At 32.5% G+C, this 16,017-nt stretch carries 12 protein-coding genes; 8 read left to right on the top strand and 4 right to left on the bottom strand.

The window, feature by feature from the left end:
* Window position 1 precedes the first annotated feature (1 nt).
* The 8 genes from WNY60_RS11625 (at window position 2) to WNY60_RS11590 (ending at window position 12,858) form a co-directional block, all read left to right on the top strand.
* Complete coding sequence (locus tag WNY60_RS11625) at window positions 2-1,468, top strand: RagB/SusD family nutrient uptake outer membrane protein (RefSeq protein WP_145001353.1); 1,467 nt, start codon at window positions 2-4, stop codon at window positions 1,466-1,468.
* 10 nt (window positions 1,469-1,478) lie between these two features.
* Window positions 1,479-3,491, top strand: a complete 2,013-nt coding sequence (locus WNY60_RS11620) for a carbohydrate binding domain-containing protein (protein ID WP_342862473.1) — start codon at window positions 1,479-1,481, stop codon at window positions 3,489-3,491.
* Window positions 3,492-3,539: 48 nt separating this feature from the next.
* Window positions 3,540-5,171, top strand: a complete 1,632-nt coding sequence (locus WNY60_RS11615; protein WP_342862472.1) for a glycoside hydrolase family 16 protein — start codon at window positions 3,540-3,542, stop codon at window positions 5,169-5,171.
* 2 nt (window positions 5,172-5,173) lie between these two features.
* Window positions 5,174-7,474, top strand: a complete 2,301-nt coding sequence (bglX, locus tag WNY60_RS11610; RefSeq protein WP_342862471.1) for a beta-glucosidase BglX — start codon at window positions 5,174-5,176, stop codon at window positions 7,472-7,474.
* Window positions 7,471-8,280: a glycoside hydrolase family 16 protein gene (locus tag WNY60_RS11605; RefSeq protein WP_342862470.1), complete on the top strand. Its 810-nt coding sequence runs from the start codon at window positions 7,471-7,473 to the stop codon at window positions 8,278-8,280. Before bglX ends, WNY60_RS11605 begins: the two co-directional genes overlap by 4 nt.
* Window positions 8,281-8,504: 224 nt before the next feature.
* On the top strand, window positions 8,505-10,976 hold the full coding sequence (locus tag WNY60_RS11600; RefSeq protein WP_342862468.1) for an ATP-dependent Clp protease ATP-binding subunit: 2,472 nt from the start codon (window positions 8,505-8,507) through the stop codon (window positions 10,974-10,976).
* A gap of 71 nt (window positions 10,977-11,047) precedes the next feature.
* Window positions 11,048-11,497: a hypothetical protein gene (locus WNY60_RS11595; protein ID WP_339809327.1), complete on the top strand. Its 450-nt coding sequence runs from the start codon at window positions 11,048-11,050 to the stop codon at window positions 11,495-11,497.
* A gap of 2 nt (window positions 11,498-11,499) precedes the next feature.
* Window positions 11,500-12,858 carry a DUF5458 family protein gene (locus WNY60_RS11590; RefSeq protein WP_339809329.1) on the top strand — a complete coding sequence of 453 codons (1,359 nt, stop codon included), beginning with the start codon at window positions 11,500-11,502 and terminating at the stop codon, window positions 12,856-12,858.
* Window positions 12,859-12,930: 72 nt separating this feature from the next.
* On the opposite strand, the gene tssO is transcribed toward WNY60_RS11590, so the two are convergent.
* The 4 genes from tssO to WNY60_RS11570 form a co-directional block, all read right to left on the bottom strand.
* Window positions 12,931-13,440 (bottom strand): type VI secretion system TssO, encoded by a 510-nt coding sequence (gene tssO / locus WNY60_RS11585; RefSeq protein ID WP_341588505.1) that lies wholly within the window; start codon window positions 13,438-13,440, stop codon window positions 12,931-12,933.
* Window positions 13,441-14,158: 718 nt separating this feature from the next.
* Window positions 14,159-14,440 carry a hypothetical protein gene (locus WNY60_RS11580; RefSeq protein ID WP_342862467.1) on the bottom strand — a complete coding sequence of 94 codons (282 nt, stop codon included), beginning with the start codon at window positions 14,438-14,440 and terminating at the stop codon, window positions 14,159-14,161.
* The gene (locus tag WNY60_RS11575) at window positions 14,440-15,273 is read right to left on the bottom strand and encodes a hypothetical protein (RefSeq protein ID WP_342862466.1); all 834 of its coding nucleotides are present in this window, start codon (window positions 15,271-15,273) and stop codon (window positions 14,440-14,442) included. Before WNY60_RS11575 ends, WNY60_RS11580 begins: the two co-directional genes overlap by 1 nt.
* Window positions 15,274-15,287: 14 nt before the next feature.
* On the bottom strand, window positions 15,288-16,017 hold a 730-nt coding region (locus WNY60_RS11570), incomplete at its 5' end, for a phage baseplate assembly protein V (RefSeq protein WP_342862465.1).

The following is a 16,017-nucleotide window of genomic DNA, read 5'->3' as shown; positions in this document are numbered from 1 at the left end:
AATGAAAAAAATAAAATATATAATCGTCTTTTTAGTTTCGACTTTTACAGTAATATCGTGTAGTGATGATTTTGTGGATGTCGCTTCTCAAAATGAAAGTTCAGAAAACTACTTTAATTCAGAGCAAGATTACCAAGATGCTTTAATTGGTGCATACGATTTATTACAATCAACCTATTTAAATGTTATGTTAGGCGAAATCGCTTCAGATAATACTTTAGCTGGAGGTGAAAGTGCTACAGATGTGCCAGGAATACAGCAAATTGATGATATGATTCATACTGCTAATAACGAACAGTTACGCTCAATTTGGGGCTGGATGTTTGCAGGTGTTAATCGTGCGAATTACATCTTAGAATTTCAGGACAAAATAGACTTTAGCGGAAAAGAAAATGTTTTAGCACAAGCTAGATTTTTAAGAGCCTATTACTATTTTGAATTAGTAAAATGGTTTGGAGATGTGCCTTTAGTAGTTGATCAACGTTTCTTATTTGGAGATCAATTTGAAGTGGACCGTACACCTAAAGCATTAGTTTACGCGCAAATTGAATTAGATTTAATGTATGCAGCAGATAATTTACCATATACGCAAACACAATTAGGACGCGTAACTAAAGGAGCTGCTGAAGCATTATTAGGTAAAGTCTACTTGTATCAAAATAAATTTGGAGCTGCTGCTCTTGTTTTAGAAGACTTAATAAATTTTGGACCTCATGATTTAGTAGCAGATTACACAACCATTTTTGAAAACGATAATGAGAATAGTATCGAGTCTGTGTTTGAAGTGCAATATGCAGATTTAGAAGGTGCAGGGTTTGGTTGTCTACAGTGTAGTGAAGGTAACGTGGCTGTTGGTTTTAACGGAATCCGTAATTATAATGGACCATTGTTTGATTCCGGTTTTAGTTTTAATGTACCAACTCAAGAAGCTGTGGATGCTTTTGAGAGTGATGATCCAAGAATAGATACTGCAATCTTAGATATTAATGCTTGGGCTACAGCAACAGGTGCAACTTTTGGAACAGGTAATGAGCACACAGGGTATTATAACAGAAAATATATAGCGCGTCAAGGCGATTCTAATATTGGTGATCAAAACTTGACCAACCCTAATAATTACAGAGCTATTAGGTATGCAGACGTCTTATTAATGGCTGCAGAAGCTTTAAATAGAGGATCTATAGCAGATGACAGAGCTCAAAATTATTTAAATCAAGTTAGACAACGCGCATTTGGAGATATGGATCACAACATTACAGCTACAGGTAGTGCCTTAACAGATGCTATTTATCAAGAACGTCGTGTGGAATTAGTAGGTGAAGGACATCGTTTTTTCGATTTAGTTAGAACAGGTCGTGCAGCTTCAGAAATTGATGGTTTTACGACAGGCAAACATGAGGTTTTTCCTATACCACAAATAGAAATAGAGTTAACAGGTAATCGTTGGACACAAAATTCTGGTTATTAAAAAAATAAATATGAAAATTAAAACACAACATAGCATGAAAAATTTTAAGTACATCCTTAGTTTATTCATAGTAGTAGCTTCAGTAATTGGTTGCTCTCAAGATGATGATTTACCAGATGTTAGTGCATTACCAGCACCAACTAATGTTGCAGCAGTAATTAGTATTGCTCAAGATAATTCTGGTTTAGTTACCATTACTCCAACAGGAGAAAATGTAGCTAATTTTAGAGTTAATTATGGTGATGACTCAGGTGCAGATTCAGGACTTTTAAATCCTGGACAAAGTACTCAAAACACGTATCTAGAAGGAACTTACGACATCGTAATTGCTGCTTCAGGTATAAATGGTAAAACAACTACTGTTGCACAAACTATCGTAGTGTCATTTCAAGCTCCAGAAAACTTAGTAGTTACAATAGAGAATGACCCAACAGTGTCTAGACAAGTAAATGTAACTGCTACAGCGGATTTTGCAGTGTCTTATCAAGTAGAATTTGGAGATGCAGCAGCAACGGTTTTAACATCTAATATTGGTGACGTAACATCATTTGTATATGATGCAGCTGGGACTTACACAATTACAGTAACAGCTAATAGTGGGTCTGTAGATACTATTTCGTACACAGAAGAATTTCAAGTAACAGAAATATTAGCTCCTTTAACTCCAGCTCCAACGCCTCCTAACAGAGACGCTAGTGATGTAGTTTCTATTTTTAGTGATGCGTATGCTAATATTACTTTAAACGAATTACCTACGGATTGGTCTGCTTCTGGATTTGAGGCTACTACTGTAGATAGTGATAATGTTTGGAGATTAACCAATTTAGACTTTATTGGTATGGTAAGTAACTATGATAACGGAGTAGATGTTTCAGCTATGGAAATGTTACATATTGATTATTGGGTACCCTCAGGAACAGAAAACGAATTATTAGTTAAAATTGTTAATACCATTGATGGTGGTGAGGATGTCGAATCTTTAGGAGCAACAGTAGGTGGTTCTTGGCAAAGTATTGATATTGACATGACAGGTTTTGATGGCGGAAATTTAGCCAACACGCAAAAAATTACACAAATCTTAATTGATGCAGATGTTGTTGCAGATATAGTTTATATAGACAACTTTTACTTTTATAAGCAAAGTGTTTCTACTGGAACATTTGATGATGGATTGTTAATTAATGGTGATTTTGAAAATGGAAGCGAGGCTTGGATAATTGGTGTAGATGATGCAGCTCTTGCTCCTGTGGTAACTAATAGTGGTAATACTTACTACTCTGTAGATGTTACTTCTGCAGGAAATTCATACGATGTCAACTTAAGTCAAAAAGTAGAAATTATTCAAGGTAATACTTACACTCTTACTTTTAATGCATGGTCAGATGTAAACAGAGCTATTGTTGCAGGAATTGGTTTAAGTGCAGACCCTTGGTCTAATGATTCACAATCAGTAGACATTACAACAACTAGTACGACATATTCTTTAACACTTAGTGCAGCAGATTTTGGAGCTATTGATGCTCGTGTAATTTTTGATTTAGGTGCAGAAGTAGGTATGGTTAATATTGATAATGTATCATTAATTATAGGCACAGGTAACACTGTCGTTAATGGTGATTTTGAAAATGGAAGTGATTCTTGGATAATAGGTGTTGATGATGCGTCTGTAATACCTGTGGTTACAGTAGCAGGTAATACATATTATTCAGTAGATGTTGCAACAGCAGGAAATTCTTATGACGTAAATCTTAGTCAAAAGCTAGAAATTATTCAGGGTAATACTTACACATTAACTTTTGATGCTTGGTCAGATGTAGATAGAGCAATTGTTGCTGGTATTGGTTTAAGTGCAGACCCTTGGTCTAATGCTACACAAACGGTTGATATTACTACAACTAAAACAACTTATACATTGACTTTGGTAGCTACGGATTTTGGAGCACCAGATGCTCGTGTTCTTTTTGATTTAGGAGCACAAATAGGTATGGTTAATATTGACGATGTTTCTTTATCAAGCAACTAGTTAATGATCTATGCTTTATTTATAGCAGTTAATATTAAAAAATAGAAGATGAAAAATAAATTTAAAATAATAGCATTCATTCTTGTAACAGCCTTATTTATAGGTTGCCAAGAAGAAGATCAGACTTTCGGAAACATCGTCGCACCATCTAATATTGTTATTGTACCAGAAATAGTTGGTCAAGATGCAACTAATCCAAATGGAGATGGTAGTGGTGTGGTTAACTTTACAGCAACAGCAGATAATGCATTAAGTTATAAATTTAGTTTTGGTAATGCAGAGCAAAATGCTCCTTCAGGAGTAACATCGTATACCTATTCAAATTTAGGAGTTAATACGTACACAGTAGTAGTGGTAGCATATGGTACAGGTGGTGTTTCTTCAACAGCTACTATAGATATTGATGTTTTAGCAACTTACGCTCCTCCAGCAGATTTATTAAATGCATTGGTTGGTGATGGTTCTAAAACGTGGCGAATTAAGTCAGAAAAGCAAGCGCATTTTGGTCTTGGACCAGTTGGAGGTGAGGTTGCTGCAGAGTGGTATGCAGCTGGTCCTGGAGAGAAAGCAACGACAGGAATGTATGATGATCGTTATGTTTTTAATGCAGATGGTACATTTACACACATCGTAAATAGCACTAATGACGATCCTTCAGTGGATGTAACAGGTACTGTTTTTGGAAGAGAACCTTTAATTACAGAATTAGGTCCACACAGCGAGACACCTGTTGGAGCAGATATAGAAAACTATCCATATCAAGATTATTCAGAAAACTGGGTAATTACAGCACCTGGAGGAGCAGAAACAATAAACATTACAGGCTTAGGTTTTATTGGATACTATACAGGTGGTAATCATAAATATGAAATCTTTAGTCGTGATATACCTAACGAGTTTACTATTAGAACAACAGATGGTAACAGCGAGTTTGATTGGTGGTTTATAATAACTTCTGAAGAGGAAGGAGCCACCACAGGATTCGAAACTATTTATACAGATTTAGTTTGGTCAGACGAGTTTGACACCAATGGAGCACCAAACCCAGCAAATTGGACTTACGATTTAGGTAATGGTACTGATGGTTGGGGTAACCAAGAGGCGCAAAGCTATACCAACAATTTAGAAAACGCAGAAGTAGCAGATGGTATGTTAAAAATTACAGCAATCTCAACAGGAAGTGGTTATACATCTGCAAGATTAAAATCAGAAGGTCTTTATGATTTTACTTATGGTCGTGTAGAGGTTAGAGCAAAGCTTCCAACAGGAGGAGGAACTTGGCCTGCAATTTGGATGCTAGGTGCTAATTATCAGACAAATGTATGGCCAGCTTGTGGAGAAATTGATATTATGGAACATAAAGGTAACGAGCAAAACACAATACATGGTACGTTACATTATCCAGAAGCGTTTGCAGGTAGTGCAGATGGTAGTACAACGGTTGTAGATGCTGTTGCTAATCAATTTCACAATTATACAGTAGAGTGGACTCCAGATGTAATAAAAATATTGGTAGATGATACAGTATATCATACCTATACAAATACTAGTGCTTCACCTTTTAATAGTGAATTTTTCCTAATATTAAATGTAGCAATGGGAGGAACCTTTGGTGGAGACATAGATCCAGCATTTACACAATCGTCTATGGAAATTGAATATGTTAGAGTTTATCAATAAATATGAAAAAAATAAAGTATTATGTATTAGTCTTAGCTAGTTTTCTCATTATATCATGTAATAATGATAATGAGAAAAACTTAGCTTTAAAAACCAATACGACCTCTAAAAATTCGGATATCGAAACTAAAGTATCAGATTTGCTAGCCAAAATGACTTTAGAAGAAAAAATAGGTCAAATGAACCAGTATAATGGGTTTTGGGATGTAACAGGTCCTGTTCCTGAAAATGGAGACCAAGCTAAAAAATACGAACATTTAAGAAAAGGATATGTTGGTTCCATGCTTAATGTTAGAGGTGTAAAGGACGTAAGAGCTGTGCAAAAAATTGCAGTAGAAGAAACGCGTCTAGGGATTCCTTTAATCATTGGTTTTGATGTAATTCATGGTTACGAAACATTAAGTCCTATTCCATTAGCAGAATCAGCAAGTTGGGATTTAGAAGCGATTAAAAAATCTTCAGAAGTTGCAGCTAAGGAAGCGTCTGCTGCAGGTATAAACTGGACATTTGCACCAATGGTGGACATTTCTAGAGATGCACGTTGGGGACGCGTTATGGAAGGTGCAGGAGAGGATACTTATTTAGGGTCTAAAATTGCAATTGCTAGGGTAAATGGGTTTCAAAGTGACGACCTATCTTCTCATTTTTCAATTGCAGCATGTGCTAAACACTTTGCAGCTTATGGGTTTGCAGAGGCTGGACGTGATTACAATACAGCAGACATAGGGACTTCCACGTTAAACAATATTATTTTACCGCCTTTTAAAGCTGCCAAAGATGCAGGTGTGAGAACGTTTATGAATTCGTTTAACGAGCTTAACGGTATTCCTGCAACTGGAGACAAATATTTACAACGCGATATTTTAAAAGGAAAATGGGGTTTTGATGGTTTTATGGTTTCAGATTGGGGATCAATTACAGAAATGATTGCTCATGGTTATGCTAAAGATGGTAAACAAGCTGCCCAATTAGCAGTTAATGCGGGTTCTGATATGGACATGGAATCTTATTTGTATGTAGAAGAACTTGCAGGTTTAGTTAACGAAGGTAAAGTGGATATCAAGCTTATTGATGATGCTGTAAGCCGAATTTTACGCGTGAAATTTGAGTTGGGTCTATTTGATGATCCTTATAAATATTTGGATGAAACCAGAGAGAAACTAGTCATTGGAAGCCAGGAAATTCAGGATGCAGTTTTAGATATGGCTAAAAAGTCCATTGTATTACTTAAAAATGAAAATAACCTTTTACCATTAAAAAAAGAAGGTCAAAAAATAGCAGTTATTGGTGCTTTGGCTTCAGATAAAACAAGTCCATTAGGAAGTTGGCGTATAGCTGCTAAGGATAGCACAGCTATTTCTGTATTAGAGGGATTAAATCAATATTCAGGAAACACAATTACCTATTCCAAAGGTGCAGATGTCGCTTTAGGTAAAACCGAATTTGCGATTGAAGTAAATATAAACACCACTGATAAAAGTGAGTTTGATGCAGCTATTAAAAACGCAAAGCAAGCAGATATAGTTATTATGGTTTTAGGAGAACATGGTTATCAAAGTGGTGAAGGTAGAAGTCGTACAGACTTAGGCTTACCAGGTGTCCAACAACAGTTACTTGAAGCGGTTTATAAAGTTAACAAAAACATAGTTTTAGTTTTAAACAATGGAAGACCTTTAACTATTACTTGGGCAGATGATAATATTCCTGCAATTGTAGAGGCTTGGCAATTAGGTACACAAAGTGGTAACGCTATTGCTCAAGTATTATATGGCGATTATAATCCAAGTGGTAAATTACCAATGACTTTTCCTAGACACGTTGGTCAAGTTCCAATTTATTACAATTACAAAAGTACAGGTAGGCCTACTTTACCAGGTAAGGACGTGGTGTTTTGGTCACATTATCAAGACGAAACAAATGATCCATTATATGTTTTTGGACATGGTTTAAGTTATACGACGTTTAAGTATAGTAACTTAAAAATTAGTAATACCTTTTCTGATGATGAAACCATAAAAGTTTCTGTAGACTTAACTAATACAGGTAAATTTAAGGGTAAAGAGGTCGTACAGCTATATTTAAAGGATTTATTTGCTAGTGTAACAAGACCAATTAAAGAATTAAAAGGGTTTGAATTAGTTGAATTAAATCCAAATGAAACCAAAACTATTCAATTAATTTTGACTAAAGCAGAACTTGGTTTTTACAATAATCAAGGTGAGTTTAACGTCGAAACTGGAGATTTTGAAGTCTATATTGGAGGAAGCTCTAAAACTGTTTTAACAGACACATTTAAATTATGATAAAAGTATTTAAATTAGTAGTAGTCGCATTGCTATGTTTGGCTTGTAAAGAAGAAAACAAGGAAGTAGTTAAGCTTGACACAAAGTTAGACAACAATAATCAAGTGTTTAACTTTATAGATCAATTTGATGGGACGCAATTAAACGATGCTAATTGGAATTACGATTTAGGAGATGGTTGTCCAAACTTATGTGGTTGGGGAAACAACGAAAGACAAATTTATACTAAAGAAAACATTACAGTAAAGGATGGAAAACTAGTAATAAAAGCAACTAAGGATTCGGTTGGGTATTATTCGGGAAAAATCACTAGTAAAGACAAAATTGAATTTCAATATGGTACAGTAGAGGTTAGCGCTAAATTGCCAAAAGGATCAGGATTATGGCCTGCATTTTGGATGTTAGGTAATGATATTGATACTAATACTTGGCCAGCTTGCGGTGAAATTGATATTTTAGAATATGTAGGTAAGGCACCACATCAAATTTTTACGACGTTACATACGCCTGATAGTTATGGTAAATCTGTTAATACAAAAATTACAACAATAAAAGATATTGAGGAAGGATTTCATAATTATAAAACAAAGTGGACTAAAGACTCTATTTCATTTTATATAGATGATAATTTAGTGTACACCTTTTCACCAGAAATTAAAAACGAAAAAACTTGGCCTTTTGATAAACCTTTTTACTTAATAATAAACCTTGCAATTGGAGGTAACTTTGGAGGTCCAGAAGTGGACGATTCTATTTTTCCGCAAGAGTTTATTATTGATTATGTAAAGGTTTCAGGTTTAAAATAAAAAAGTAAATATAACTAGCCAAAGTGCAAAGCCATATTACAACAGTAATATGGCTTTTTTGATTAAATAAAAGGAGATTTTTATTATTACTTTTTTCATATAAAAACAATAAAAAAAACAAGTCAAAATAGGTGTGATTTAATTTAAATTTAATTATTCGTTATATTCTAATACTTAATTTAATTTTTTTAGTAGCTTTAATCACTATAAAATATAGTGTTTAAATGACTGATCAATTAATTTCAGATAAATTAAAAGAAGCGATTCATATTGCGCAATCTATAGCTAAAGAATACTCACATAAACAGTATTCGTCAGCACATTTATTAAAGGCATTACTGCATAAAGACGTTGGAATGCTTAAGTATTTAGAAAGCATTGGTCAAGATGGCTATTATGTAGAAGAGTGGGCAGAAGTCCGTTTGGAATCCTTACCTAAAACCTCCAAACCATCGGATAATATTTCTGGCGATGACGCTGTAACAGCAATCTTTTATGAAGCAGAAAGTGTTAAGCTTAAAATAAAAACGGAAACATTAAATGAGTTTTGCGTTTTAATAGCTATTTGTACACCTGGTGTTGGTTTTAGTTATGAACAACTAAAAACATTGACGCTAACTCCAAATGAGTTGTTAAGTCATTTTGCAAACTCAGGAAATGTTGATAATTTAATTGCTGACCAAATAGATACAACACAAAAAGCTAATTCTGTCTCAGATAATTCGGTTTTAAACACGTATTGCGTGGATAAAACTTTACATGCTAAAAATGAAAGTTTAGAAAAAATTTCGGGTCGCGACTCTGAAATCAAAATGATTACAGAAATTTTAGGAAGACGCTCTAAGCCAAACGTTTTGGTTTTAGGTGATCCAGGAGTAGGTAAAACCGTATTATTAAATGGATTAACATATGCGACTTTAAATGATGCCATACCAGAACACCTTAAAAATGCTAAGGTATTTGAATTAGATTTTATTCATTTAGTATCTGGAGCAGGTTATAAAGGAGAAATTGAGGACAGACTTAAAAAGGTAATAGCAGCAGTAAAAGCACATGATAAGCCCATTTTGTTAATAGATGAAATTAATAATCTTACAGATAAAAACTCTGGAAATCAAGGGTTAGCAAATATTTTAAAAGCAGAATTGGTTAAAGGAGATTTAACCATTATAGGAACCGCAACAAACGATGCCTTTAGAAAGCATATAGAAACAGACGAAGGTTTATCTAGACAATTTGAAGTGGTTAGACTGCATGAGCCATCGGAAGATGAAGCGTTGCGTATGATTGTTAATACCATTAATTACTACACAGATCATCACCAATTAAATATTGAAAAAGACAGTATAAGCGAAGCAATAAGACTAGCAAAACGTTATAATAAAGAAAGAAGCCTACCAGATTCTGCAATAGATTTAATAGACCGAACAATGTCTGCAATTAAGTTTATGGTACAAACATCTAAAGCAGAAATTGAAGTTTTAAAAGGTCAATTGGAAACCTTAAAGACAAGTACATTAAAAGAGGAAGATTTATTGTTAGAGCAGTCTTGGTTTTATCTACAAATGAAGAATAAGCTTAGCTATTTATTATTTGATGAAATACCAGAAGCATTAACTTATCAAAACATTAAAACCTCTAAAGAAGGCTTTAAACTATTAGAAAAGATTTTAAAAACTTTAGAAAAATTAGCTAGTAAGAAAAAAGAAAGTGTCTCTAAAGAAGATGTCGCCTCTACAATAGCAAACAAAACTGGGATTCCGACAGGTAAATTGCAATCCGATGAAAAGGAACGTTTACTTAATATGGAAGACGTATTAAGACAGCGCGTAATTGGTCAAGATCACGCAATTAAGGTTATAACAGAAGCAGTTTTAGAGTCGCGTTCTGGACTAAGTAAACCAGGATTACCCATTGGCTCATTTTTCTTTTCAGGACCAACAGGAACAGGTAAAACTGAATTAGCAAAAGCATTAGCCGAGTTTTTGTTTCAAACCGAAACTAATATCATAAGATTTGACATGTCAGAATTTAAAGAAGAGCATTCTGCTGCCTTATTATATGGTGCACCTCCAGGATATGTAGGCTATGAAGAAGGAGGTTTACTAGTTAACAAAATTAGACAAAAACCCTATTCTATTGTGTTATTTGACGAGATTGAAAAAGCACACCCTTCTGTATTTGATATTTTTCTTCAAATTTTAGATGAAGGAAAATTACATGACAGACTTGGTAAAGAAGGCGATTTTTCTAACGCAGTAATATTATTTACTTCAAATATTGGAAGTAACCACATTGTAGAAACTTTTGGTAAAGGTATAATCCCTAAATCAAGTGATTTATTAGAAATGATGGGTAACCATTTTAGACCAGAGTTTTTAGGACGATTGACAGAAATAATTCCATTTTCTCCAATAACAGAGGATAATGTAGCTAAGATCTTCAAAATTCAGCTCAAAGATTTATATAAAGCATTAGCCAAACAAGATATTAGTTTAGAACTTTCGGAAAAAGCAATAACCGTTTTAGCTAAAAAAGGATTTACCCCAAAATATGGAGCTAGACCGTTAAGAGGAGTAATAAGAAATGATTTAAGGTCACCACTTTCTAAGCTATTAATTTCAGGAAAGATTAAAAAAGGGACAAAAATTGTGCTAGATATCGATAAAAACGAACAGTTAAAGTGGAAATATTAATAAGTGTATTTTTTCGTTCAAAAAAAGTATTATATTTATAAAACATACATTAATAAAAAAAGCGCGTAGTTATGAGTCAAACATATGGACTTGGTGGTACAGAAGTACAAACAGATGCTAATGAAGCCATTCAGGAAATACCACAAAACAGAACTTTGTTAGTTGAAAAACTAACAGATTCGCAACCTATCAAACCAGAAGTTGTTAAAGGTTTAAAAACTGTTGATGAAGTTTTTGAACATTTTAAACCTGAAATAGATGTTGACTTTGAAGATGAAGATGGCGTTGGAAAAAAAGAAACCTTAAACTTTAATCACCTTGGTGATTTTGGAGCAAAAGGAATTACTAGACAAAGTAAGTTTTTAAAAGATTTAAATACTGAAAAAGATCAGTATGTAAAGATAATTAAGCAATTAAAAACTAATAAAATTTTAAAAGCTGCATTGTCTGATGCTGAAGCAAAAGCTGCTTTATTAGAATCTATTCGTGCATTAATAACCGAAATTGAAGAAAACAAATAATTATGGCTGAATCTAAAAAAGCACAACAGTTTAGTCCAGTAGAGAATCCTGCTAAACACTTAGAACAAAATAATGAAAAATTAGCTAAATATGGTGGGTTTGATTTATTAGAGGCATGTGTAGAAGGTGTTCAAAACATGAACCCAAGTCGTAAAGCAAGAAAAAAAATCTTTTTAACTGAAAATGCTAAAAAGGAGGACAGAGATACCTTAAAGAAAACCCTAGAGATATGGGCAAATGCGTTATCACAGTCAGATAATATTACAGATATTGTTGAGGACTCAGAAAAACGTTCTCAAATAGCAAGAGCATCTTTAGAAAAAAATCTAGGTAAGGCAGTTAATGCGACTAGAGACCTGGAGCGTTCATACAGATCAGTAGCATTGTTTTACAAAAATACTGAGTCAGATAAGCTTAAAAATATATCTATAGTTAATGCAGAGTTAGATCAGGTTAAAGATTTAGATAATACTAGATTTATTGATGCAGTAGCTGAGGAGTTGAATGCATCTTATGATCGTTTAGACTTACGTGAAAACTATGGTTTATTAGTTATACCAGGTTATTTAGGGTCAAATAAAGTAGTTGAAAAATGGGCTAAAATTGCTTACGAAAATAAAGTAATGTTAGTAACAGATTTTGCACACTTGGATGAGCCAGATGATGTTATGGAAATGTTTGAAGCAGCCAACTTAACTGGAGGAGACAAATATAGATCTAACGTTATAATGTCTTGTAACTGGTTAGTAGGTAGAGGTAAACATGATGAGGTAGGAGAAGAGGACGATTTATTTGTACCGCCTTCTGGTGCTTTAGCAGGTAAAATTTATAACACATTAATGTCTCAGGTTACAGCTGGTAAAAAACATGGTGGAATTAACGAGATTGATGGTGTAAGATTTGACTTAAAGAAAAGTGAAATTGCACAGTTAGAAAAGTTAGGTTTAGTACCAATGGTTAACGAGTATGGTAAAGTTATGGCGTTTTCTGCTAAGACTTTATTTAATGGTGATAATCTTGGATTACAAACTTATTCTGTAGTTAGAGTATTTGATTATGTAACTAAAGTATTGATGGACTTTTTAAATCGTCGTGCTTTTGAAAACTTTAATGCTAAAACTAGAAAAGAATTAATGGGACAGATTGTTAAGTTTTTAGATAACATAACTGGTCCTGATAAATTAATTGAAGATTTTTCAATTAAAAGATTTGAACAAGATCCAAATCAAAAAGATCGTGTTTATTTAGACGTACACATGAAACCGTATTTTCCAGCTAAAAACTTTTTAATTAAAATGGATGGTCAAAAAGGGGATAATGGAAACGAGTGGGACGCTGAGTATGAGCAAGAAAAAAAATAATTGATTAGTATTTGTAAATAAAAAAGGGTTTGAAATTTTTCAAACCCTTTTTTATTACTCAAGTATTTTATATTAATTAGATCTAGAATTTAAAAGCGCATTGTGACGTTGCAAATCTTTATATTCATCTAAACACTTGTCTAATAGTTCTTTATATTCCTTAATTTTTTCTTCAGCATCTCTTAATTCATGTAAATTCTTTTTTGTGTTCTGAAGTTCAACCTGTAAATCCACAATTCTTGTGTACATATCATACCTAAAGGTAGAGTCTTTAGTAGGAATAGATTTTTGCATATCTACCAACTTACTACTAATTAATGAGTTGTTAAATGTACGATTAGAACCTGCTACTTCTAATGAATCAAAAAGGCTTTTAACTTCAAACATCTCTTTAGAAAATTTACTTTGAAAATCCATTTCTTTTTTAACCATTTTGGACTGTTCCTTTAACAAGGCATTTTCTTTAGCCGGAACTTTAAAATTAAAGAATATAGCAGTAATTATGGTTCCAGTAGTTAATAAAAAAAGGAGCAAAAATTTTAGAAAGCTATTTCTTCTATCTTTAGTGTTTTTTGGTTTCATATGTTTTTTATCATGTAAGTGATTACGTAGTATACAAATATAGTAAATGATTTAAAAAAAGGTGCAGTTAATATTTAAATACAAACTACAGTTATAGCATTAAGCATTTTTTTATTACTGTTTCATTTTAGTGTTAAGCGTATCTAAATAATCCTAGCGAAATCTAACTCTATTTTTTAGATGTTTTTTGTATGCAAATCATAAGAAATTTTACATAAATAAATAAATAAATAAACTTATACATTATTAAATTGAAATGTCTTATCAGCTTATATATTTAAACCATATAGCATATAATCCCATACTGATACTTAGCAAAAATATCTTACAATATATTGAATGTATTAAGGATTTGTTTTTTATAAATTTCATAATAAAAGCATGTCATTGTTTACCATTTTTTATTTGAAATTTCATTAGTTTATTAATTAAGCACTAATTAGTAAGTTAAAAGTACCATTTTGGTCTTAATCTTTAGTAATAATCTTAATTTTAAGTCCGTTTTTTGTTACAAATTCAAATACTTTAAAACGATTTTTTTTTGTTACATAATCATTGTTTTTGAAATATTATTTTGGTTTGTATCAAAAAGACATGTTCCATTTCGTGTAATTAAATTTATTTCTTTTTTAGTGCTCATGAAATTGGTGTTTTTGCAGTTGTTTACCATTAGCACTAATTAAATTATATAATATGAGTTTGGTCCAGAACTTAAAATTTAATGAGTTGTTGAGGTAATTGAGTTTCCATTAGCAATATCTTCTTCTGCAAAGTCAGCTATAGCTTTTATAGTGTATTCATCTAAAGGGGTTATTAATAACGGAAGCATTAATGCGACGCCATTAAAAGCCATTCCGTCTGAAAATCCTTTGGCTTTTGTTCCCCACATAGCTTGCGATCTTGCTGCTTGAGCATTGCCACGATGATTGGCAGTAACTATATTACCTTTATTTTGAGTTTTTGTTCTAGGTAAAATCTCGCCACTACCTTTTCGTCTCATTACCTTGTTCTGAAAGTGAGTTTATATTCCGTAAAACTATATTTAATTAATGGTTTATGAAGGGTATTGTATTGTTCTTCAATTTCTTTCAATAATTTTTCATTTAATATACTATCAGCAACCTTTCTAATTGTTGTAAAATTATCATTATCTTCTATCACATCATACCTAGTGGTGATAGGGACTTTAACTCTAGGAAATAATTGAGAGGTATAAATATATTCTTCAGGAGCAATATTTGATAGGTTAGGAGCTGTTATATGTTTGTCAAATAATATCATATATAACAAGTCTCTTTGATAGTCAAGCTCCATAAGGTTATTTGAAGTTGAAAATTGCTGATCTCCTTCTTTTAGAATTTGATCATATTGTGACTTATTATCTTTTTTTAAACTTGTAATAAAGTCAATGGTTTTTAGATCTTTTTTTTTAAATTCTGTCCAATTTTGAAATAACTCTTCTTTATTTGAAATGTTTCTTAATCTACCATTTTTATCTAAATTAAATTTGACATTATTACGAATATATTCTGTAGCAGAAACAAATTCGTAAACCTTATTCATAACATGAGGTTTAAATTCATAATATAAATCCGAAAGGCTTACAGAAGCATTGTTACCTGACTTATTTAAAATGATTTCATATTGTTTTTTAAGTTCAGAATGACTTCTTATTTCATCTTCAATTTTGGTAGAGTTGATTTGAACAGCTCTATACTTATTAGCTAGTGTTTTGGAATCTTGTGTTGTATAAATAGCCTCAGATGATTTTTTTTGATCATTATCGTCATCTAATAAAAAACTTTTTCTTTTTCTTCTTTCGGGAGTTTTCATTGTTCAGTTTTGAATTAATTTATATCGACTTTACTACCTGTAATTTTGGCATTATCATTTAATAAAATTTGACTACCGTTAGAGCGACTATCTAAACTTTCTGATCCATTAATCAAAATGTTTTTTCCATTTAAAACAATATTTCCATCCTCATTTAGTATAATTGAGCTTTTACCAACTATTATTTGAAATTGCTTTTTACCCTCAAAAATTATATTTCCTTCGTTATCCATTATCATTATAGCAGAGTTGTCACCAATTTTTATTTCAAACTTATCATTTGCCTGATTGATTATTGTACCGGAACCATCAAGTTTTATTCCTGCTGTTCCAGAATCGGTATTGGTTGTTGATCCTTCATTATCATTAAAAACCATTTTGTTTCCACTTCTAGATTGCAGTGCTTTAATATCATTATTAGCATTTTGAAAAGCGCCTGCTTTTCCAGAACCATTATATAAACTACCCATCATATAAGGATGTTCTGCATTACCGCCTTCAAAACCTATTAAGACTTCTTCTCCTGTTTCTGGTATAAAATGAAACCCTTTGTCTCCTCCTGCATGTGGTGTTACTATACGTATCCAAGGAGTCATCTCTCCAGTTATTTTTTGCCAAGCAAATTGTACACGTATTCTGCCTAAACCATCAGGATCTGCATTTTCCATAACAATAGCAGTCTGTGTTTCGCTTTTAGGAAAAGCATTGATATTGGTGTTTGGATAGGCATCAAAATCTGCAGTT

This window comes from Olleya sp. AS48 (assembly GCF_038900355.1).
GTDB lineage: Bacteria > Bacteroidota > Bacteroidia > Flavobacteriales > Flavobacteriaceae > Olleya.
The sequence above is the reverse complement of the archived record's forward strand: the minus strand, read 5'-3'. Positions and strand labels throughout refer to the sequence as shown.